General features: G+C 66.7%; 23 protein-coding genes and 1 tRNA gene. 14 read left to right on the top strand and 10 right to left on the bottom strand.

Going from position 1 to position 20,869, the window contains the following annotated elements:
• Positions 1 to 58 precede the first annotated feature (58 nt).
• From J2Y54_RS01195 to J2Y54_RS01180, 4 genes are all read left to right on the top strand, one after another.
• Positions 59 to 1,111 (top strand): amino acid dehydrogenase, encoded by a 1,053-nt coding sequence (locus J2Y54_RS01195; RefSeq protein WP_310036280.1) that lies wholly within the window; start codon positions 59 to 61, stop codon positions 1,109 to 1,111.
• Positions 1,112 to 1,345: 234 nt separating this feature from the next.
• Complete coding sequence (locus tag J2Y54_RS01190; RefSeq protein ID WP_310036279.1) at positions 1,346 to 1,603, top strand: PqqD family protein; 258 nt, start codon at positions 1,346 to 1,348, stop codon at positions 1,601 to 1,603.
• A 9-nt stretch (positions 1,604 to 1,612) separates the two neighbouring features.
• Complete coding sequence (locus J2Y54_RS01185; RefSeq protein WP_310036278.1) at positions 1,613 to 3,517, top strand: asparagine synthase-related protein; 1,905 nt, start codon at positions 1,613 to 1,615, stop codon at positions 3,515 to 3,517.
• Positions 3,518 to 3,527: 10 nt separating this feature from the next.
• Positions 3,528 to 3,821, top strand: coding sequence for a PqqD family protein (locus J2Y54_RS01180; RefSeq protein ID WP_310036277.1), 294 nt, complete (start codon positions 3,528 to 3,530; stop codon positions 3,819 to 3,821).
• Here J2Y54_RS01180 and J2Y54_RS01175 read toward each other — a convergent pair.
• The 7 genes from J2Y54_RS01175 to J2Y54_RS01145 all read right to left on the bottom strand — a co-directional run bounded on the left by J2Y54_RS01175 (position 3,818) and on the right by J2Y54_RS01145 (position 9,168).
• Positions 3,818 to 4,417 carry a 2OG-Fe(II) oxygenase gene (locus tag J2Y54_RS01175; protein WP_310036274.1) on the bottom strand — a complete coding sequence of 200 codons (600 nt, stop codon included), beginning with the start codon at positions 4,415 to 4,417 and terminating at the stop codon, positions 3,818 to 3,820. The two genes, J2Y54_RS01180 and J2Y54_RS01175, sit on opposite strands and share 4 nt — an antisense overlap.
• Positions 4,417 to 5,268 carry a Stf0 family sulfotransferase gene (locus J2Y54_RS01170; protein WP_310036272.1) on the bottom strand — a complete coding sequence of 284 codons (852 nt, stop codon included), beginning with the start codon at positions 5,266 to 5,268 and terminating at the stop codon, positions 4,417 to 4,419. Before J2Y54_RS01170 ends, J2Y54_RS01175 begins: the two co-directional genes overlap by 1 nt.
• 68 nt (positions 5,269 to 5,336) lie before the next feature.
• On the bottom strand, positions 5,337 to 5,486 hold the full coding sequence (locus J2Y54_RS01165) for a hypothetical protein (RefSeq protein ID WP_310036269.1): 150 nt from the start codon (positions 5,484 to 5,486) through the stop codon (positions 5,337 to 5,339).
• 50 nt (positions 5,487 to 5,536) lie between these two features.
• The gene (locus J2Y54_RS01160; RefSeq protein WP_310036267.1) at positions 5,537 to 6,592 is read right to left on the bottom strand and encodes a 50S ribosomal protein L11 methyltransferase; all 1,056 of its coding nucleotides are present in this window, start codon (positions 6,590 to 6,592) and stop codon (positions 5,537 to 5,539) included.
• Positions 6,589 to 7,566, bottom strand: coding sequence for a hypothetical protein (locus J2Y54_RS01155; RefSeq protein ID WP_310036266.1), 978 nt, complete (start codon positions 7,564 to 7,566; stop codon positions 6,589 to 6,591). The genes J2Y54_RS01160 and J2Y54_RS01155 overlap by 4 nt, the downstream gene beginning before the upstream one ends.
• Positions 7,567 to 7,600: 34 nt before the next feature.
• Complete coding sequence (locus J2Y54_RS01150; RefSeq protein ID WP_310038420.1) at positions 7,601 to 8,812, bottom strand: nucleotidyltransferase family protein; 1,212 nt, start codon at positions 8,810 to 8,812, stop codon at positions 7,601 to 7,603.
• Between the two features lie 266 nt (positions 8,813 to 9,078).
• Positions 9,079 to 9,168 (bottom strand) — tRNA-Ser (locus tag J2Y54_RS01145).
• 105 nt (positions 9,169 to 9,273) lie between these two features.
• Here J2Y54_RS01145 and J2Y54_RS01140 point away from each other — a divergent pair.
• The 10 genes from J2Y54_RS01140 to mazG are packed head-to-tail and all read left to right on the top strand — an operon-like array spanning position 9,274 to position 18,483.
• Positions 9,274 to 10,332 (top strand): lytic murein transglycosylase, encoded by a 1,059-nt coding sequence (locus J2Y54_RS01140; protein WP_310036265.1) that lies wholly within the window; start codon positions 9,274 to 9,276, stop codon positions 10,330 to 10,332.
• On the top strand, positions 10,316 to 11,113 hold the full coding sequence (locus J2Y54_RS01135) for an SPOR domain-containing protein (RefSeq protein ID WP_310036263.1): 798 nt from the start codon (positions 10,316 to 10,318) through the stop codon (positions 11,111 to 11,113). Before J2Y54_RS01140 ends, J2Y54_RS01135 begins: the two co-directional genes overlap by 17 nt.
• A 30-nt stretch (positions 11,114 to 11,143) precedes the next feature.
• Positions 11,144 to 12,310 carry a D-alanyl-D-alanine carboxypeptidase family protein gene (locus J2Y54_RS01130; RefSeq protein ID WP_310036261.1) on the top strand — a complete coding sequence of 389 codons (1,167 nt, stop codon included), beginning with the start codon at positions 11,144 to 11,146 and terminating at the stop codon, positions 12,308 to 12,310.
• Entirely contained in the window at positions 12,307 to 12,930 is a 624-nt protein-coding gene (tmk, locus tag J2Y54_RS01125) for a dTMP kinase (protein ID WP_310036260.1), read from the top strand. Before J2Y54_RS01130 ends, tmk begins: the two co-directional genes overlap by 4 nt.
• On the top strand, positions 12,927 to 13,910 hold the full coding sequence (locus J2Y54_RS01120; RefSeq protein ID WP_310036259.1) for a DNA polymerase III subunit delta': 984 nt from the start codon (positions 12,927 to 12,929) through the stop codon (positions 13,908 to 13,910). The genes tmk and J2Y54_RS01120 overlap by 4 nt, the downstream gene beginning before the upstream one ends.
• Before the next feature lie 39 nt (positions 13,911 to 13,949).
• Positions 13,950 to 15,506: a methionine--tRNA ligase gene (gene metG / locus J2Y54_RS01115; RefSeq protein WP_310036258.1), complete on the top strand. Its 1,557-nt coding sequence runs from the start codon at positions 13,950 to 13,952 to the stop codon at positions 15,504 to 15,506.
• The gene (locus tag J2Y54_RS01110; protein WP_310036257.1) at positions 15,503 to 16,288 is read left to right on the top strand and encodes a TatD family hydrolase; all 786 of its coding nucleotides are present in this window, start codon (positions 15,503 to 15,505) and stop codon (positions 16,286 to 16,288) included. The genes metG and J2Y54_RS01110 overlap by 4 nt, the downstream gene beginning before the upstream one ends.
• Entirely contained in the window at positions 16,285 to 17,049 is a 765-nt protein-coding gene (locus J2Y54_RS01105; RefSeq protein WP_310036256.1) for an MBL fold metallo-hydrolase, read from the top strand. Before J2Y54_RS01110 ends, J2Y54_RS01105 begins: the two co-directional genes overlap by 4 nt.
• Positions 17,046 to 17,666: a TIGR02281 family clan AA aspartic protease gene (locus tag J2Y54_RS01100; protein WP_310036254.1), complete on the top strand. Its 621-nt coding sequence runs from the start codon at positions 17,046 to 17,048 to the stop codon at positions 17,664 to 17,666. Before J2Y54_RS01105 ends, J2Y54_RS01100 begins: the two co-directional genes overlap by 4 nt.
• A 22-nt stretch (positions 17,667 to 17,688) precedes the next feature.
• Complete coding sequence (mazG, locus tag J2Y54_RS01095; protein ID WP_310036251.1) at positions 17,689 to 18,483, top strand: nucleoside triphosphate pyrophosphohydrolase; 795 nt, start codon at positions 17,689 to 17,691, stop codon at positions 18,481 to 18,483.
• A 3-nt stretch (positions 18,484 to 18,486) separates the two neighbouring features.
• On the opposite strand, the gene J2Y54_RS01090 is transcribed toward mazG, so the two are convergent.
• The 3 genes from J2Y54_RS01090 to hflX form a co-directional block, all read right to left on the bottom strand.
• Positions 18,487 to 18,837 carry a hypothetical protein gene (locus tag J2Y54_RS01090; RefSeq protein ID WP_310036249.1) on the bottom strand — a complete coding sequence of 117 codons (351 nt, stop codon included), beginning with the start codon at positions 18,835 to 18,837 and terminating at the stop codon, positions 18,487 to 18,489.
• A 76-nt stretch (positions 18,838 to 18,913) separates the two neighbouring features.
• Complete coding sequence (locus tag J2Y54_RS01085) at positions 18,914 to 19,570, bottom strand: peptidylprolyl isomerase (protein WP_310036247.1); 657 nt, start codon at positions 19,568 to 19,570, stop codon at positions 18,914 to 18,916.
• Positions 19,567 to 20,859: a GTPase HflX gene (gene hflX, locus J2Y54_RS01080; RefSeq protein WP_310036246.1), complete on the bottom strand. Its 1,293-nt coding sequence runs from the start codon at positions 20,857 to 20,859 to the stop codon at positions 19,567 to 19,569. The genes J2Y54_RS01085 and hflX overlap by 4 nt, the downstream gene beginning before the upstream one ends.
• Between the last annotated feature and the right edge of the window lie 10 nt (positions 20,860 to 20,869).

The raw sequence follows: 20,869 nt of genomic DNA, 5'->3' as shown, positions 1-20,869 counted from the left end.
TCGCCGCTGCAAATAATATGTCGCGGTCCAGAAATTTTGTTAGCGACTGGATAGCGCCATGACTGCGGTTTGGGACCTCCCCGATTTCGACGCTCACGAGGGCGTTCACCTGATCACCGAACCGCGCAGCGGCCTTCGCGCGGTCATCGCGGTCCACTCGACCAATCTGGGTCCGGCGGCCGGCGGGGTGCGCTTCTGGCACTATGCCGATGGTAACGCCGCGATCACCGATGCGCTGCGGCTGTCGCGCGGCATGAGCTTCAAGAATGCAATGGCCAGCCTGCCCCTGGGCGGCGGCAAGGGCGTGGTGCTCGCCCCCGAGCCCGGCGCGACGATCACCGAAGCGCAGTTGATCGCCTTTGGCGAAGCGGTCGAGTCGCTGGGCGGCCGCTATGTGACGGCCGAGGATGTCGGCATGTCCGAAGAGCGGATGAAGGTGATCGCGACGCGCACCCGGCATGTCTCCGGCCTGCCCGTCGCGGGCGGCAGTGCGGGCGGCGACCCGGGACCGTTCACGGCGCTCGGCATCTATCTCGGCGTCAAGGCGGCGGCGAAGCGCGCGCTCGGCGCCGATTCGATGGCGGGCGTGCATGTCGCGGTGCAGGGCGTCGGCAGCGTCGGCGGCGGCCTTGCCCGCCGTCTCGCCGCCGATGGCGCCAAGCTGACCCTGGCCGACGTCAACGCCGACAAGGCGCAGGCGCTTGCCGCCGAACTGGGTGCGGATGTCGTCGCCGCGGATGCCATCGCGACGGTTCCCGCTGAGATCTTCAGCCCGAACGCGCTGGGCGCGATCCTGACCGAAGACAGCATCGCCGCACTCCAGTGCAAGGTCGTCGCAGGCGGGGCGAACAACCAGCTGGCAAAGCAGGGCGACGGCGCACGCATCCATGCGCGCGGCATCCTCTATGCTCCCGATTATGTGATCAACGCGGGTGGCATCATCAATGTCGGCCTGGAGTATCTGGGGCAGGGCGACCGCGCCGAGGTGGAAGCCCGCATCGCCCGGATCCCCGACCGTCTCACCGAAGTATGGGACGAAAGCGATCGCACCGGCGACCCGGCGAGCGAGGTCGCGGACCGGATCGCGATGCGGCTGATCGGGCGGGGATAATCGATGCGGTCGCGATGATCGTGAACGTGATCGTTCCTGATCATCCCGTCCAGCTTCACCCTTGGCCGCCATGTTGAAGGCGTGATCACGCCACAGATGCACTCCCGGAGCGCGGTCCCGCATTGCGCATGCGGGCCTGTCCGCGGCGGAGCCGAGTTGGGGCGAGCTGACCGACGTGAAGGACGGTATCACCAGGCACTTGAAGGGGGCGGCTCACTCGTGCGAGCAAGCGGAATGATCCGACCTGCTCCCGAACTGTCCTGGCCCCCGGTTTCGGGCGAGCTCGCGATTTATGATGCGCGCGACGGTCAGTATCATGTCCTCAATCCGTCAGCGGCGGCGATCTGGACGGCAATCGCAGCACGAACGCCGCTCGCGCGGGTCGCAGCTGATCTGGCCGCCCGATATGCCGTCGCCGAGGTGGAGATGCGCGCCGATATCGATCGCTTTGTCGCCGAAGCGATCCAGCTCGGGCTCCTGATCGATGCGTGAGGCAGTCCTGTGAGCGGAATTGCCGGTGGCGTATTCACCGATGATCGACCGATCGGCCAGGAATTGCTGGATCGCGTTGCCGGCTCGACATTCAGCCGCGGGTCCGATGGCGTCCAGACCTGGCATGACGACCGGGCCGGCTTCGTCCGTTTCGCACATGCGACCACGCCGCAAGCGCGCGGCGAGGCCCAGCCCTTCATCGGCGCGGACTCGCGAATTGCGCTGCTGTGCGATGGTCGGCTCGACAATCGCGGCGAACTGCTCGCGCTTCTCGGCAGTGACGGGGATCGACTGGCCGACGCGCCCGACGGTCTGATCGCACTCAAGCTGTTCGAGCGCGAGGGCCGCGACTTTGTGCATCGGCTGGCTGGCGATTACGCGATTGCCGCGTGGCAGCCGCGGGCCCGCCGGCTCGACCTGTTTCGCTCCCCGATGGGCTGGCGACCGTTGCTCTGGGCCTATGACGGCACGACCTTCGGCTTTGCCACCGAACCGCGCGCGCTGATTCTGGGTCTCGGGTTCGAGCGAAAGCTCAACGAAGGGGCGATCGGCGAATATCTCTCGGCGCGCTTCGTAACTGAAACCGACACGCTCTGGGCGGGGATCGAGCGTGTGCCACAAGGGGGCGCAATCGCGTTCGAAAATGGCAAGGTATCGCGCTGGAACTGGCACGGCGGACCGTTCGAGGATCTGTCGAACTGCTCACTCGAAGAGCATGTCGAGCGGTTCAACGGTCTGTTCGACCAGTCGCTGATCGCGACCAGCCGCAGCGTCGGACCTGTGACAGCGCAGCTTTCGGGTGGGCTGGATTCCTCGTCGATCGTATGCCGTTCGACCGAGCTGTATCGCGCGGGGAAGCTCGACCAGCCGGTCGGTGCGATCTCCGCGCGCTTTCCTGGCGAGCCGCATGACGAGACCGAATGGAGCAGCGCGGTCGAGGACCATCTCGGCATCACTGCCGAGGTGGTCGGCGCGCGACGTTTCGACCCCGATGTCGCGCGGCAATGGTGCGCCGATTCCTACCAGCTGCCGGTGCGGCCCAACGTACTCGACTCAATGGGCGGGGTACTCAAGGCGCTGAAGACCGACGGTCGCCGCGTGCTGTGGACCGGGGAAGGCGGCGACGACTGGCTCAACGGATCGCTCGCACACTGGCCTGACCGTTTCATGGCCGGACGCTGGGGCAAGCTGTTCCGCCACGGCGCGGAGATGTGGCCCGACTCTCCCTGGTATGTCCAGGCGCGGCGGACGCTTTACAGCACGCTGATGCCGATCGTCAGCCCCAAGCATCGCGAGGCGCTGCTGACCCCGCATCTCGACTTTCGCCTCGACCGGCCCGACTGGCTGCGCCCCGAGTGGACGGCGCGTATCGGCCTCGTTGATCGCTGGCACCAGAGGATTGCGCGCGCCGGCCTGCGCGGCATGGACCAGCAGGCGCGTTACAGCGTCTTTTCGCTCGGGCGGCGCTATACGATGATCGACAGCGTGCTCGCCTTCGCCGAGAATCACGGGGTCGAGGTCCGCCACCCGTTGCACGACCGGCGGCTGACCGACTTTTTCATGGGCGCGGGCGGCGAGCATCTGCGCAAGTTCAACACGCGCAAATTCCTGCTGCGCGAGGCGATGAAGGGCACCTTGCCCGAAAAAATCCGCCAACGCCGCACCAAATCCTATTTCGTCTCGCACCAGGTCGATGCGATCGGCGAGTTGCTGCGCCAGAAACCCGTGCACGATCTGACTGCGGTCAAGCTCGGCTGGATCGTGCCGGAGAAAATCGCGGCAATGCACGCGCCGTTCGAGGCATGGCGGCAAGCCGGTGGGCAGGGCCCGATCCCCGACACCGCATGGGGGCCGGTCTGGTTCACGCTTGCCACCGACATGTGGCTGGAGCATGCATTCGGTCTGAAAGCGTGAGGGTGAAGCGATGGGGCAGGCGGTGACGATCGACACGACGACGATACTGCGACGCAAGGCAACCGTGGTCGGCGCGGACGTTTCCGACGACGCGATCCTGCTCGACATCGACACGGGGTACTTCTTTCAGCTCAACCGCACCGGTGCGAAAATCTGGGCGTTTGTCGAGGAGCCGCAGACGCTGGGTGCGCTCACCGACCACATGGCCGCCAGTTACACGGTCGATGCCGAAACCTGTCGCAGCGACGTGACCGAGTTTGTCTCCGACCTGATCGAGCGCGGTGTACTGGAATTCGCAGCCTAGCGTCGGGCGCGATAGATCCAGCAATTCACGGCGAAACGCGAATCCGCAAAGTCGCCGGACGGGCAGCGCACGGGCATCACCTCATGCGGCCCCCAGGACGGAAACACGACCAGGCTGTTGTCGTCTGGCGCGATATCGTGTCCGGCGTCGCCAGCCTTGGCACCAAGCCGGTGCAGGCGCAGCGCGCCCCCGTCGAAGCCCCGTGGCGTGCGGTGGAAATAATAGACCGCGCTCAGCATCCGATCGCCCCGCGCGACTTCGTTGCTCGCATAGGTATCGGTGTGGAGTGTGAAATGCGCGCCGTCATTATGCGCGGCCAACTCCAGTTCGACCTCGCTCGTGACGAAGGGCGTCGAGCGTAGCGCAGCCGACCAGTGCGATGCCTCTTCGCGGAGGCGGGTCTCGAGCACCGCTGCCAGCGGACCGAGGTCGCGCAGCGTCAGCGACCGCCGGACATCGGTATCGACCACTCCGCGCATCAACTGCGCGGGCACAAACCGCGCGGAATTTGCCAGCGTCCAATCGAGCAGCGCGGCGCGTGTCGGCGTGTCCAGAAACGCGTCGAAGCGGAGATGCGGCAGGATCGGGGGAAGCATTATGCCAGCCGCACGGGCACCGCGCGCTCGCGCAGATAGCGCAGCACCATCGCTTCACTCGTGCCATCCGCCTGTCGCCGCATCCGGGGCGCCTGCGGCTCGGCATCGCTGCCCAGATGGCGCAACACCGCACGCACCGACGCGGCGTAATCGGCCGTCAGCGCCTCATAGGTCACGCCGTGCGGCATCGCGCCCATCGCCGCAAACAGATTGCGGAAATGGCCGTGGCAGAAATCCGAATAGCTCATCATGCGCTCGATCCGCTCGACGTCGAACGGCGCGGTCGCGGGCACCATCGGGTCCGGCGTGCCCGGAATCGAACGCCAGCGTCCGGTCTCGACCGCGAGCACCGCCGAGACTGCCTGGCGCAACTTGTCCTCGCGCCATAGATGGACGAAGCTGGGGTCGGGGAACAGCCGTGCAACATGAGCTGCCAGCGCCGCATAATAATCGGCGGGAACATCGCAGGGCGGCACATTGGCAAAGCGCTCCAGCGCCGGATCGGCTTCGCGCGCGATCTCCTCGATATCGCGCCAGAAGAGCTTTACCCCGAGCGTCCCGTCAGGTGTCGTCCGGTGCCGGCGAACCGCCGCGCTCAAGCTGTCAAAGTCACACGCACCCCAGCGGCGCGAGAAGGACGGACGGAACCCGGCATGGAAATACTCGAGCGGACAGCCCAGCCCGCCATCAAAGTAAAGCGCTTCGCCGAGCAGGGTGCTGCCGGATCGCGGGTGCGTGCAGACAAGGACCGTACGGCGCGGCGGACCATCCCAAACGGGATAGTCATGCGCTGCCGACGCGAGGTCATAAGGCGCAACAAACGGTGCGCGAGCGGGCGATTCCGTCAACACGCAGTGCTTTCAGTCAATGGATAATCCCGGCCGCTCAGCGCCGATGAAGCGCGGGGCGGCCGCGTGGATCAGGGCGTCAGGTTGCTGATGCCATCGGTCGGGCGATAGGAGATACCCTCGGCAGCCTTTGCGGGAAGGAAGCTGGCGATCTCTGGCTTCACCCATTCCTCGGTCTTCGCCGGGGCGACGGTCTGCTCGTTCTGCGGAAGCTGTTCCATGATACCCACCCGTTATTGAGCCCCTTGGGTAGCATCCAAGCCAGCGCGGATCAATCGGATACCCATAGCCGCACGCGGTCGCGCTCATGTGCGCCGCCGATTGTTACGCAATCGTTCGCTTTCGTGTCGACCGGTGCAGGAAACCGCCACAGCAGCGCCGCCCAACACGACGCCGCCCCCGGTTCCGGGCGATTCTCGTATCGCCCGACCGGATCCAGCGTCAACGCGATCCACTGGACAATTCCGTCGATCCGGCCCCCGAACGAGGAAATGTCGAATTCGCGGCGCTCGGGCTTGCGGCGCTCGGCGGTAGCGAAGTCGAAACTGAACAGATCGACCGGCTCGCTGCACAGCGCCACCTGATCCATCCCGACGCGGATCGTCTCGTTGGGCAGGGCGAGGCGGTTGAACGCGGTGAGATCGAACCCGCTCGCGTCACAAAGGCGCGGTGAGCGGTCACGCAGGTCGCGGGCGAGCGCCACGCGGATCGTGCCCCGTGCAGGAATGACCACGGCATCGGGGGCAAGCAAGCGTGCGACCGCATCCTCATGCGCCGCGAGCACGCCTTCGCTCAACAGATCGTTGCTGACGATCTCCGACACCAGAATATCCGCCAGCCCACCCATGTCGCGGATTGGATCAAGGTCGGTCGAATGCTTGTTCACCACGGTCACACGGTCAGCGTAGCCGTTTGCCGCAACCACGTCGCGTGCCGCCGAAGCAATCGCCGGATCGGCCTCGCATGTTACCACGTGCGCACCCGCGCGCGCCGCCATCATCGCCAGCAACCCGGTGCCAGTCCCGATCTCCAGAACCCGACTCCCGGGCCGAATCGCGCGGCGCAGCGCCTGCTCATAGGCATCGTTGCGCGCCCGGTCGCGCGGTATGATGAAGTGCCAGCTGAACACACCGTCGCTCAGTATTTCGGCGGCGGTCACGCCGGCCTCGCCGCGTCCACCGGTCATCGCATGCACCTGTTCCGCCAGCGCAAGGGCGCGCGGCCGGTCGCCGGCTGCGATCATCTGGCGTGCAATCGCGATCAGCGCACGGGGATCGTCGGAAACCTGGGGCAACAAGGCGGAGAGCTGCGCGATACGGTCGATCATGCGCTATCGTTACCTGACTGATGCGCCGACGCAATCGCGCCCTCGGCAACGAGCAGGCGGAGCATCGCTGCGACCCGGGGCAACGCCGCATAGTCGCTGGGGTACACCAAGCGGAAGGCCGGGCGCGTCTGCAATACGCTGCGCAGCCCGGTCACGGCATGGATACGCTCCGCAACGCTCGTGCCGCTTGGGTTGAAATGGATGATTTGTGGCACGATCAGCGCCATCGCTTGGGCAATGTCGAGCGGCTCCAGGCGCGGCTCCGCACCAGGATCGCGCCGGTCAAGGAAGACGAGCGCACGTAGCGGCGTCAGTGGCGGCGGATCAGCGGCAGCGACCGGCGAGCGCCCCTTGCCGGTCGCGCTGGCCAGTGGAACCGCCAGGTCCGGCGCGAACGCGAGTCCGTCGCGCGAATCCGGCCACAGGCACACACTCTTGGCCCCGGCGCCAAGCATCGGTGCCTCGCGATGCCATAGCAATGCGGTGTCGTCGCCCAGGATCTGCCAGTGATCGCGCACGGTCAGCGCCGCGCAGAGCGTCGACTTCCCGGCGCCCGATCGTCCGATCAGCAGCATGCCGCCGCCATCGCACCGCAGCGACGCGGCATGGACCGCGATCGCACCCTGCAACATCGGCACGCGAGTCAACACGCGGCGCAACAGCACTTCGATCGCCGCGGGGCTGGGCGGCATCGCATCGACAATCAAAGTCAGGGTTTGCCCGTCACGCGCGATCAGAAAACTGCCTTCGAACCGGGACCGGATTAGCCAGCGCCCGTCCGCTTCGCCGATGCGCATGCGGTATCCGTGGCGCCACTCATAGCTCACGGCGTCGTGATCGACCGGGACCCCGGTCTCGACTCGCAGATCGAGCTCGCCCGCCCAACGGCCCTCGGCCTCCGCCGCGCTGACCAGGCTCGGCAACTCGATCGACGAGCGGACCCGAAGTCCGCCAAAGCTGTAAAAGTGGGTCACGCTGTTTTGTCCGAACTCGATCTTGTGCTGCAAATCATCGGCGCAGGCGGCGGATCGCCCAACCGAACGGGCGGATCAGCGGATAGAGCCAGTCTAATCGATCGGGTAGCGCGAACGCGGCACGGTCCTGCGGCGAGGTAAGGTCAAAGGCGAGTTGACGGCTCCAAAAGGCCCGCGTCGGCTTCATCGCATAGGTAATCGCCCGGCTCCATACGCTGCCCGCGATGAACCGCCGCACCGAGTTGCGCGGTTGCGGCTCATACCAATTCGGCCCGTCGTGGAAGCGCGCGACCAGTCGGTTGAGCAGCAGCACGTCGATGCGCCGTTTGCCGCGCGAGAGCAGCGCGTCCGGCACCGAACGTGCAAGCCAGTGATGCAGTGCCCAGCCGACATGCAACAGCATTCCCTCAAGCCCGAGCGGCGCCGCATCGCCGAGCGCCTCCTCCCACGCGGCTGGTTCCTCCAGCACGGTTGCCAGATCGACCAGCCATAACAACCGCTGCCAACCGTGCCGAATGCCATGCACCGCAAGATAGACGGGCAGGCGGCCCCGGGCCATGGCGGGTATGGCCATCCCGCCGATCTCGACCAGTTCGCGCTCCGCCCAAAGTGTATCGAAGTCCCAGGGCAGGAGCGCATGATTTTCACAGAGCCGGTCGTGAAGTTCGACGAGAATGCGGCTCTCGCGATGCACCCAGCCGCTTTCCTTGGGCGGCGCGTTGACCGCGGCGTCCGGCGGGGCGGCGGCATGGATCGGTAACTCATAGTCCAGATCGCGCAGGATCGCCTCTGCATCCCTCGTCCGCGACCGTTCGACCAATATGTCAATGTCGCGCCCGCCGCGGGCAACCGGATCGCCATAGAGCTGGATCGACAGCGCGATGCCTTTGATGAACAGGTGACGGATCCCCGCTTGATCCAGCGCCTGCTTGATCCGGGACAATTCCCGGAGCCTGTGCATCACCCCCACGACGTGCGCCGCGTGCTCAGACTTGAGGGGAGCCAGCATCGCGGCAGGAACGCCGCCCGTTCGTGCGAGCGCTGGAACCGCGAGACCGATCAGACCGTGCTGCGCAAGCCCCCGATGAACCACATTCCAGTTGCGGACCTGTGTTCCGGCGCGGTGCAATTCTGCCCCTGCGTCGTCTCCGCCCACCAATCGTGCCGCGGCGACCACGAAGCGCAGCTCTGGCGAGAATTGCGGCAGCGGCGGTTCGTCAGTGTCTTGGGGCCGAGCCGCGAACACAACCAATATCTGCCCCTGTCACCGCTGCGGACCCCCTCGTCCTCCGGCAGTCTAGCGCGCCTGGATCGCCCGCGCCACTCGCGGTCAGACATGCCGTCGGTTGACCAGACCAAGCGGGCGCCAGTTCGCTGCGGGTCCATGAACCGATCGATGCGGCACACCGCGCCCACAACCCGTTTCGCGCCCCATGAACGCTGGGGCCGGCAGCTGGGCCGTATTCCGCGCGAGATATTTCCCCCGAAACGTCAGTCGCTTGATGTGGAAAATGGCGGAGAGGGTGGGATTCGAACCCACGGTAGGCTTGCACCTACGGCGGTTTTCAAGACCGCTGCCTTAAACCACTCGGCCACCTCTCCGCGCGACCCGGGCCTTAGGCGGTTCGGCCTGTTTTCCGCAAGAGTGCCGTGATTTAACCGCCTAAAGGGGTTCATGCCCATCGCGCCCTGTGGCACAGATGCAGCATGCATGGATCCAGCGGATTAAGGGGCGCGCTGCGCCGGTTCATCCTGGTCGGGACGGCCGTCCTGGCGCTTGGCGTCGGCGGCGCGCCGGCGGTGGCGCAGGACGAGGCGGGGTTTCAGGCCTATATCAACGGCCCGTTGCGCGCCGAAGCGCTGCGCGCGGGGGTCAGCGCCCGTACGCTCGACGCGGTGCTGCCGGGCCTGACCTTCAACCCGCGCGTGGTCGAGCTCGACCGCGACCAGCCGGGCGGCGGGTCCACCGGCCCGATCCCCAATTTTGCCCCCTATAAGGCGCGGCATGTCGATGCCGCGCGAATCAATCGCGGGCGCGAAACCTATCGCCGGCTGCGCGCCAAGCTCGAGCGGGTCGAGCGCGAGACGGGTGTGCCCGAATCGATCATGGTCGCGATCTTTGGCCATGAAACCAATTACGGCAGCTATACCGGCAATTTCGATTTGCCGCGCAGCCTCGCGACGCTGGCCTATGAGGGGCGTCGCCGCACCCTGTTCGCTGGCGAGTTCATTGCCACGATGAAGATGATCGACCGCGGCGTCCCGCGCGATTCGCTCAAGGGCAGCTGGGCTGGTGCGTTCGGCTATCCGCAATTCCTCCCGTCGGTCTATCTGCGGCTCGGTCGCGATGGCGATGGCGATGGCGTCGCGAACATCTGGTCGAACGAGGCCGATACGCTCGCCTCGATCGCCAATTATTTCGTCGAGGCGGGGTGGCGCCCGGGCCAGCCCTGGGGGGTTGCGGTGACCGTTCCCGCCGGGCTCAACCGCGCCGCGCTTGCCAACCGCACGGTACCGACGCGCTGCAAGCGGGTGTTCGAGCGGCATTCGCAATGGCGCAGCATGGCCGAATGGCGCGCGCTGGGCATCGTCCCGCAGTCCGGCAACTGGCCGGCCGACCATATTCAGGCAACGCTGCTCGAGCCCGACGGGCCGGGCAAGACCGCCTATCTGCTGACCGGCAACTACCGCGTCATTCTCGATTATAACTGCTCGAATTTCTACGCGCTTTCGGTGGGACTGCTGGCCGATGAAGTCGAACATTAAGATCGTCGCGATCGCGCTGCTCGTTTCCGGCTGCGCGGGCGGCGAGCGGTTGGACGAGCTTCCCGCCGTCGGCGCCGCGCCGCCACCGGCTGCCGCGCCCGCGGATCCGGACGCAGCGGCCGGTCCGCAGGGCAGCTCGCGCCTGCGCCCGGGCGAAGAACGCTATGACCGGGTCGGCTATGCCGGCTATGCCGGGCCGGGGGAGGGCGTGTTTGCACTGAGCAGCGTCTTGCCGCAGGGCAGCCATGCCGAAGTGACCGCACTCGACAGCGGGCGAACCATCTTCGTCCTGATCCGCGGACCGGGCAGCGGACTGATCGACCTGTCGGCCGGTGCCGCGCGTCAGCTGGGGGTGACCGGAAACCCGCCGGTACGCGTCCGCCGCGTCACCGTGACCGCACAGGATGCGACACTTCTCGCCGCCGGACAGGCGGCGCCGATGCGCGCCGATGCCCCGCCGGCGCTGCTGGCCGGGCTGCGTCGCCGGCTGGTCGATCCGCCGCGGGAGAGCGTGGCGCCGCCGCCACCCCGCCCGGTGACGCGCCCAACCCCGCGCCCGGCTCCGGCCGTCGCCCGCGGGCTGTTCGTGCAAGTCGCTGCCTTGTCCAGCGCCGCGCGCGCGCGCGTGCTCGCCGACGAACTGGGCGGAATCGTCCGTCCGGGCGGCGGCGTGTACCGCGTTCAGCTCGGCCCCTATCCCAACCATGGCGCAGCCGAACGCGCGCGTGCGGATGTCGCCCGCCGCGGCTATGGCGATGCCCGCATCGTTTCGATTCCCTGAACCCTCAAGCCGCTGGATCCGATAAGCCCCATGAAGAAGTTCTTCCTCGCCGCCACCGCCTTCTCGCTCGTGCTCGCGCCCGCGACGGCGCAGACGCCGCCGTTCGAGACAGCAGCCCCGGTCGCGTATCTTGAGGATCTGTCGTCGGGCGCGGTGCTGTTTGCCAAGGACGCCGACCGCCCGATGCCGCCGGCATCGATGGCGAAGATGATGACCGCCTATGTCGCGTTCGACCTGATCAAGCAGGGCAAGCTCAAACTGTCCGACATGGCCGATGTCCGCCCCGAAACCTGGCGGAAATGGCATGGTCCGTCAGCGGGTTCGACCATGTTTCTGTCACCGGGTTCGAAGGTCAGCGTCGAAAATCTGCTCAACGGCATCGTCGTCGTCTCGGGCAATGACGCCTGCGTCGTGCTGGCCGAGCACATCGCCGGGACCGAAGAAGCGTTCGTCAACCTGATGAACCAGAAGGCCAAGGAAATCGGCCTTAACGCCAGCCGCTTCGGCACGTCGAACGGCTGGCCGGATCAGGGCCGCACCGTGGTCACCGCCCGCGACCTGGCAAAGCTCGCCAAATTGACGATCACCAACCACGCCGACCTGTACAAGCGCTTCTATTCCAAGGAAAGCTTCACCTACGGCACCACCGTGGGCGGCGCGCCGATCACGCAGGCGAACCGCGATCCGCTGCTCGGGCGCGTGCGTGGCGCAGATGGCCTCAAGACCGGGCACACCGAAGAGGCCGGCTATGGCTTCACCGGTTCGGCCGAGCAGAATGGCCGTCGGCTCGTCATGGTCGTCGCGGGGCTGAACAGCTTCAATGCGCGCATCGAGGAATCGGTCAAGTTCATGGACTGGGGGTTCCGCGCCTGGTCGTCGCGCAAGCTGGTGACCAAGGGTCGCACGGTCGAGCAGGCGGACGTCCAGTTGGGCGACGCGTCGCAGGTCGGCCTGGTCGCCCCGCGCGATCTCGCCATTGCGATCCCGTCCGGCGCCAATCCCGATCTGCGCGCGACCGTGGTCTATCAGGGTCCGGTCAAGGCGCCGATCAAGGCCGGCCAGCATATCGCCGACCTCGTCGTTACCTCGCCCGGCCTGCCCGAACAGCGGCTGCCGCTGGTCGCCGCCGCCGATGTGGGGGAAGCCGGCTTCTTTGGCCGTATCTGGGCAGGCCTCATGTCGCTGTTCGGCGCGTGAGGGGCGTCTTCCTCAGCCTCGAAGGCGGGGAGGGGGCGGGCAAGTCGACCCAGGCCAGGCGGCTCGCCGCCGCGCTCGAGGCGCGGGGCATCCATGTCGTGCTCACCCGCGAACCCGGCGGGACCGAGGGGGCGGAGGCGATCCGCGGCCTGTTAATGCAGGGCGCGGTCACCCGCTGGAGCGCACACACCGAAACCCTGTTGTTCGCCGCCGCGCGCGCCGACCATGTCGAAAAGCTGATCCGCCCCGCGGTCGCGGCCGGCAGCTGGGTGGTATGCGACCGTTATGTCGACTCCACCCGCGCCTATCAGGGCGCGCAGGATATCGACGATGCCGCGATCCTTGCGCTGCACGGCTTCGGGTCGAAGGGGCTGTTGCCCGACCGCACACTCGTGCTCGACCTGCCCGATGGCGCGGGCCATGCCCGGTCGCTGGCGCGCGATGGCGGCGCTGCCGACCGCTTCGGCGCGCGCGGGCCGGACTTTCACGCCGCCGTCGCCGCGCAGTTTCGTCGCATCGCCGCAGCCGAACCCGATCGCGTGCGGCTGGTCGATGCGTCGGGCAGCATGGATGACGTCACAACGTCGCTGATGGATGCGCTTTCCGACCTGCTGCCATGACGTCAACCGGTCCCAATGCCGCGGCAAAGGCCGCGTTTCGCGCCGCCATGTCCAGCGGCCAGCTGCACCATGCCTGGCTGATCGCGGGCGCCGAGGGGCTGGGCAAGGCGAGCTTCGCGCGCGCCGCGGCCGCACGGCTGCTGGCGGAAGGGGCAGGGCAGGTCGCGCCATCGGACAGTTTCGAGCTTCCCGACGACAATCCGACGCGCAAGCTGATCGAGTCCGGCGCGCATCCCGATTATCGCGAACTGGTCCGCTTGCCCAAGGACCCCGACAAGCCCGGCGAGAATATCGCACGGTCGATCAACATCGCCCAGATCCGCGCGCTGAACCCGATGTTCGCGACCAAGCCGAGCATGTCGAGCCGCCGCGTCATCGTGATCGACGCGATCGACGATGTCGAACGCCCCGGTGCCGCCAACGCGCTGCTCAAGAATCTTGAGGAACCGCCGGCAGGCACGATCTTCCTGCTTGTCAGCCATTCGCCGGGGCGGTTGCTCCCGACGATCCGCTCGCGCTGCCGTGTCCTGCGCTTCGACCCGCTGCCCGACAGCGAGGTCGCCGCCGCAGTGCGCGCGGCGATGCCCGACGCCAGCGCGGCGGAGGTCGCGGCGCTGGTCCGCGCGGGGCAGGGGTCGCCGGGTCGAGCGCTGAGCTTCGCCGGGCTCGACCTCGCGGCAATCGACAGCGAGATGGCCGCCATCGCGGCGCGCGGCGATCCCGACAATGCGATCCGCGCGCGTCTCGCCCGCACGCTCGGCACCAAAGCGGCGCAACCCCGGTACGAGGCGTTTCTCGCCCGCGTCCCCGCCTTCGCGCTTGCCGAGGCACGCAATCGGCAGGGCGCTGCGCTGGCCGAGGCGATTGCGGTGTATGAAGCCGCCGCGCAACTCGGCCCGGTCGCGCTCGCCCAATCGCTCGATGCACAGGCGACCGTGTTCGAAATGGGCGGCATCCTCGCACGGCTGGCGAAGCGCTGACTGCTTTCGCCGCAGCGCAGAAGCCGCTAGAGCGCGGTCATGTCCGAACCTTATTACATCACCACCGCGATCCATTACCCCAACGGCAAGCCGCATATCGGTCACGCCTATGAGATGATCGCTGCCGACGCGATTGCGCGGTTCCAGCGTCAGGCCGGGCGCGACGTGCGCTTTCAGACCGGCACCGATGAGCACGGCCTCAAGATCGCCCAGACCGCGCGCGCCCGCGACCTGACTCCGCGCCAGCTTGCGGATGAAATGTCAGCCTATTTCAGTGATATGGCGCGCGATCTCAATATTTCATATGATCGCTTCATCCGCACGGTCGATCCCGATCATTATGCCGCCAGCCAGGCGATCTGGGCCGCGATGGAGGCCAAGGGCGACCTGTATCTCGATCGCTATGAGGGCTGGTATTCGGTCCGCGACGAAGCGTTCTATGAAGAGAAAGAACTCACCCAGGGGGAGGGCGGCGTCAAGCTGTCGCCCCAGGGCACGCCGGTCGAATGGACCGCCGAGGAAACCTGGTTCTTCCGCCTGTCGAAATACCAGCAGCCATTGCTCGACCTCTACGCCGCCAATCCCGACTTCATCCGCCCGGAACGCTCGCGCAACGAGGTGGTGAAGTTCGTTGAGGGCGGTCTGGTCGACCTGTCGGTTTCGCGCACCAGCTTCGACTGGGGCGTGCCGGTGCCGAATGCGCCCGGCCACGTCATGTATGTCTGGGTCGATGCGCTGACCAATTACCTGACCGGCACCGGCTATCCGGACGAGGGCAGCGATCTGGCGCGCTACTGGCCGGCGAACCTGCATTTGATCGGCAAGGACATCACCCGCTTCCACGCCGTCTATTGGCCCGCCTTCCTAATGTCGGCCGATCTGCCGTTGCCGCGCCAAGTCTTCGCGCACGGCTTCATCCTGAACCGCGGCGAGAAGATGTCGAAATCGACCGGCAATGTCGCGGATCCGATGGAGCTGACGCGGCTCTATGGCGTCGACGCGCTGCGCTATTTCCTGCTGCGTGAGGTTGCGTTCGGCAATGACGGCAGCTTCAGCGACGACGCGATCGTGACCCGCGCCAATGCCGATCTGGCGAACAGCTTCGGCAACCTCGCCCAGCGTACGCTGTCGTTCATCGCCAAGAATCTCGAAGGCGCGCTGCCCGAAGCGGGGCGGAGCGATCCGGCAGACGCCGAACTGCTCGCGGCCATCGACGAGGCGGGACGCGAATTCCGCACTGCGTTCGAAACCCTCGCGCTCAACCAGGCTCTCGAGGCGTGGATGCGCGCCGTGTTCGCCTGCAACCAGTATATCGACGTTCAGGCCCCCTGGGCGCTGCGCAAGACCGACCCGGAACGGATGCACGCCGTGCTCGGCACGCTGGTCCGCGCGATCCGCGATCTCGCGATCCTGGTCCTGCCGGTGATCCCCGAAAGCGCGGGCAAGATCCTCGATCAGCTCGGCCAGAGCGCGCGCGACCACGCCGCGCTCGACAACAAGGGCTGGTATGATGAAGCCGTGGCGTCGGGCTTCCGCCTCGACCCGCCGACCGGCGTGTTCCCGCGCCTTGTGCTGGCGGAGGAACCGACCGCATGAGGCTCGCCGACAGCCACTGCCACCTCAATTACAAGGGTCTTGGCGAGCAGCAGCCCGAGGTGCTCGCCCGCGCCCGCGAGACCGGCGTCGTCGCGATGCTCAACATCGCGACCCGCGAGCGTGAATGGGATGAGGTGCTCGCCACCGCCGAGCGTGAGCGTGACGTCTGGGCGACGGTCGGCATCCACCCGCACGAAGCGGACGAGCATCCCCATATCGACACCGCCAAGCTGGTGGCCCGCGCCGCCCACCCGCGTGTCGTGGGCATCGGCGAAACCGGGCTCGACTATTATTACGACCATAGCGACCGCGCCCAGCAGCAGACCAGCTTCCGCGCGCACATCGCCGCCAGCCGCGAGACCGGCCTGCCGCTGATCGTCCACACCCGCGATGCGGAGGCGGATACCGCCGCGATCCTCGCCGAGGAAATGGGGAAGGGGGCTTATCCCGGTGTGATCCACTGCTTCACAGCAAGTGGAGAATTCGCTGACAAGGCACTGGAATTGGGCTTTTATATCTCAATATCCGGTATCGTGACGTTCAAGAACGCCCGCGACCTTCAGGAAACCGCCGCGCGGCTCCCGCTCGACCGGCTCCTGATCGAAACCGACGCCCCGTTCCTCGCCCCGGTCCCGCATCGCGGCAAGACCGGTGAGCCGGCCTTCGTCGCCGACACCTGCCGCTTCCTCGCCCAGCTGCGTGGAATGGACGCCGAGGAGCTCGCCGAGGCGACGCGCGAAAACTTCCACCGGTTGTTCGCAAAGACGCTGGCCGCGGCGTGAAGGTCCGTATCCTCGGTTCGGGGACATCCTCCGGCGTCCCCCGCATCGGCAACGACTGGGGCAGCTGCGACGCAACCGACCCGCGCAACCGACGCACTCGGGCGTCGATCCTGGTCGAGGCCGGCGCCACCCGCATTCTGGTCGACACCAGTCCGGACCTGCGCGAGCAACTCATCGCTGCCAATGTCGCGGATATCGACGCGGTGATCTGGACCCATGACCATGCCGATCATTGTCACGGCATCGACGATCTGCGCCAGCTGATGCATTTGCGCGGCGCCCCGGTGCGCGGCCTTGCCGACTGGAAGACGCAGGAGCGGCTGCGCACGCGCTTTCGCTACGTGTTCGAAGGGGGAGGGCCCTATCGCCCGACCGCGACGATCGAACCGCTGCGCGACGGCATGACGATTGGCGACATCGTCGTACGCACGGTCGATCAGCCGCACGGGGGCATCACCAGCGCCGGGCTACGTTTCGAACACGCTGGCAAGTCGGTCGGCTATGCCACTGATTTCAATATCTTCACAGATGAGATGGCGGCACTCTACAGCGATCTCGACCTGTGGGTCGCCGACGCGCTGCGCCGTGAGCCGCACCCGACGCACCCGCATCTGGCGCAAACGCTCGCTTGGGCGCAGCAATGTCGTGCGCGCCGCACGGTTCTCGTTCATATGGATCACTCGATGGACTATATGACTTTGAAGGCCGAACTGCCCGCCGGGGTCGAGCCGGGCCATGACGGGATGGAGGTGCACGTTTGACCGAAACCCAGATCATTCAGCTGGTTTCGCTGGTCGCGTTCCTCGCGCTGGTGCTCGGCTCGCTCAGCATCCGCAACATGCAGTTCGGTTTCATCGTCAAGACCGTCCTCGGCTGGGCCGCGATTGCGGGGGTCATCTATCTGATCGTGGTCAACAAGGACAAGATTGGCGGCCAGTTGCGCGCGCTCGGCACAAGCATCGGCCTGACATCGCCGCCCCAGGTCACTGCGGGCGAAACCGTGCGCATCCGCATGTCACCGGACGGGCATTTCTGGGCCCGTGCGACGATCAACGGCGTCGAACGCCGCATGCTGGTCGACAGCGGCGCGACCGTCAGCGCAATCAGCGAGGAAACCGCGCGCGCTGCTGGGATCGATTACACGAACGGCGCGCCAGTGCGGGTGTCGACGGCCAACGGCCCGATCGACGCGCGCCGGGCTGAGGCGGCGCGTATCGCCGTCGGGCCGCTCGCCACCGACAATCTCACCGTATTCGTCGCGCCCAGCTTTGGCGACCTCGACGTCCTTGGCATGAACTTCCTGTCGCGCCTCAAGTCGTGGCGGGTGGAGGGGAACGTCCTGATCCTCGAGCCGCATAGCGATACGGATTTAACATAATGTATATTATCGGACTTATGCCATGAGCGAGCAGGCGGTCTCCCCCGCGCCGAACAGCCCCGCAATCACGCCCCCCGGTATCGAGCGGCTGATGGCGATCATGGCGCGGCTGCGCGATCCGGTGACCGGTTGCGAATGGGATACTGTCCAGACGTTCGCGACCATCGCGCCCTATACGATCGAGGAAGCCTATGAGGTTGCCGACGCCATCGCGCGCGATGACCTGACCGAGCTCAAGGACGAACTCGGCGACCTGCTGCTCCAGGTGATTTTCCACAGCCGCATCGCGCAGGAACTCGGCGCGTTCGACCTCTCGGACGTCATCGCCGGCATTTGCGACAAGATGGAGCGCCGCCACCCGCACATCTTTCGCGGCGCGGACTCGGGCGGCCATCACCTGTGGGAACAAATCAAGGCCGAAGAGCGGGGGAGCAAGGGGACAAGCGGGGCGCTGGACGGGGTCGCGATCGGCCTCCCCGCCCTCACCCGCGCCGAAAAGCTGCAGAAGCGCGCCGCGCGTACCGGGTTCGACTGGACCGACCCGGCCGATGCCCGCGCCAAGATCGACGAGGAACTGGCCGAGGTCGAGAGCGCGACCAGCGACGATCACCGCGCCGAGGAAATCGGCGACCTGCTCTTCGCCACGGTCAACTGGTCGCGCAAGCTCGGCATCGATCCCGAGGCTGCATTGCGTGCCGCGAACGCCAAGTTCGAACGCCGCTTCCGCGCGATGGAGGCAAAGGCGGGTGACGCGTTCGTCGGATTATCGCTGGATGAGAAGGAAAACCTTTGGGTCGCGGTCAAATCGGCCGAGTAGTACTCAAAACGAAGCGGCGCCCTGTGGTTCGACCGCCATCAACGTGGTGCCGTCATATTTCTCGGATTCGGGCAGATAGAGCCGGCTGATCGCGAAATCGCGGTCGGTCAGCGCCAGGTTGCGCAGCCCGTCGACCTTGAAGGTCCCGAATTTCTCTTCGCGCGGGATGACGAAATCGCGCGAGATCACCTGCGCGTCGACATAGAGCGACCCGCCACGGGTATACAGGATGTGCGGCGCCAGCACCATGCGCGTGCGGTTGTAGATCGCGTTCATGCATTTCTGCCTGACGATCCCCTCCAGCACGATCGGTGTCGGGTTGGGCGCTGCCTCCGCCCCCTGCTCGGTATCCATTGCGACCATATGGCAATAATGCTGCATCGCAACAAGGTGTGGCGGTGCGATTAGGTAGATTTCCCGAACCGCCGCGTCAGCGATCGAGCCAGGGCAGCTTGATCAGCCACGGCTTGGGCCGGCCGGTGGGCCGCGCAGTCCCGTCGAGCCGCTCGGCGCGAACGATCCGTACCCGTTCGAGGATCATCTGCCCGCGCATCTCGTCGCGTCCGCCGCCCGTCGGCATTGCCAGCATCCGCTGCACCACCTCCATGCCGCCGATTACGCGCCCGAACGCGGCATAGCCGGGCTTGCCGGGTCGGGCGTCGAGCGCCGGATTGTCGCCGACCATGATCGAGAAATTGCCATGTGCCGAATCGGGCTGGATCGACCGCGCCATCGAAATCGTGCCGCTCAGATGCTTGATCCCGGTCTTGCTGGTCGGCTCAAGCGGAACCGATGGCAGGATCCGGCGCGCATCGGTACCGATTCCGCCCTGGACAAAACCCTTGGTCGGGTCGCCCTTGCGGCGCGCCGCGCGGTAGAAATAGGTGCCCTCGAGCCGCCCGTCATCGACATAGCGCAGGAAATTCGCTGTCGTCAGCGGCGCGCGCTTTGCGTCGAGCGCCAGCGTGATCGGACCCGCGCTGGTCACCAGCCGAACGCGCACCGTTGCCGGTTCGCGCGCCGCCGGCCCGGCCGCGACCAGCAACAGCGCGCCGAGCCCCAGCATTACCGCACGCCGTGCCGTCATCCGTTACGCACCGCGAAACGTTCATGATCCTTGGGCGCCATGCGGACCTCGTAAACCGCGCTCTCGCCCTCGATCCAGTGCTCCACCACCTCGCCATGCTGGTGCAGCCACGCCGCGCCGGCGCCATCGGCAGCATCCAGCGTCACGCGATAGCGGCGATGGCCCAGCGTCAGCCGCGCGGCGACGCGATCGATCAGCGTGTCGACCCCCTCCCCGCTCAGCGCCGACACTGCCAGCACATCGTCGCGCTTCGCCGCTTCGGCAAGCACCTCGGTGCGCCGTTCGGCGTCGAGCAGGTCGAGCTTGTTCCACGCCTCGAACCGCGGTGTCTCTTCCGAAACCCCGATGTCCTTGAGCACGCTCTCGACATCGTCGCGCTGCGCCTCGCTGTCGGGATGGGCGATGTCGCGGACATGGATCAACAGGTCCGCCGACACCACTTCCTCCAGCGTCGCCTTGAACGCTGCGACCAGCTGAGTCGGCAGTTCGGAGACGAAGCCCACCGTGTCCGACAGGATCGCCTTGTCGATCCCCGGCAGCGAAATCTGCCGCAGGGTTGGGTCCAGCGTCGCGAACAACAGGTTTTCCGCCATGACGTCAGCGCCGGTCAAGCGATTGAACAGCGTGGATTTTCCGGCGTTGGTATAGCCGACCAGCGCGATCACCGGCCAGGGTGCCCGCTGCCGCCGCTCGCGGTGCAATCCGCGCGTGCGGCTCACCGAATCCAGCTCGCGCCGCAGCCGCGCCATGCGGTCGCGGATCAGGCGGCGGTCCGCCTCGATCTGGGTTTCGCCCGGACCGCCCAGAAAGCCGAAACCACCGCGCTGGCGCTCCAGGTGGGTCCAGCTGCGCACCAGTCGCCCCGCCTGATAGTCGAGATGCGCCAGCTCGACCTGCAACCGCCCCTCGGCGGTGCGGGCGCGTTCGCCGAAGATTTCGAGGATCAGGCCGGTGCGGTCGATCACCTTGCAGCCGAGCGCGGTTTCCAGATTGCGCTGCTGCACCGGCGTCAAGGCGGCGTCGAACACCGCCAGCCCCAGTTCGCGGTCGCGCACCGTCTCGGCCAGCGCCTCGACCTGACCCGATCCGATCAGCGTGCCCGGCTTGGCCGCGCGGATGCGCAGCGCGGCGCGCTCGACCACCTCCACGCCGATCGCCAGCGCGAGCCCGGCCGTTTCCTCCAGCCGCGCCTCGGCATCCCGGCTCGATCCGCCAAGGTCGGGATAGACGACGATCGCCCGCGCCCCGCGCGAAAACTCGTCGGGGTCGCGGTCAAATCCGGTACTCATTGATTGGCTT

The sequence above is a fragment of the Sphingomonas sp. BE123 genome (assembly GCF_031456015.1).
Classification (GTDB): domain Bacteria; phylum Pseudomonadota; class Alphaproteobacteria; order Sphingomonadales; family Sphingomonadaceae; genus Sphingomonas.
This window is presented reverse-complemented; position numbering and strand designations above follow the sequence as displayed.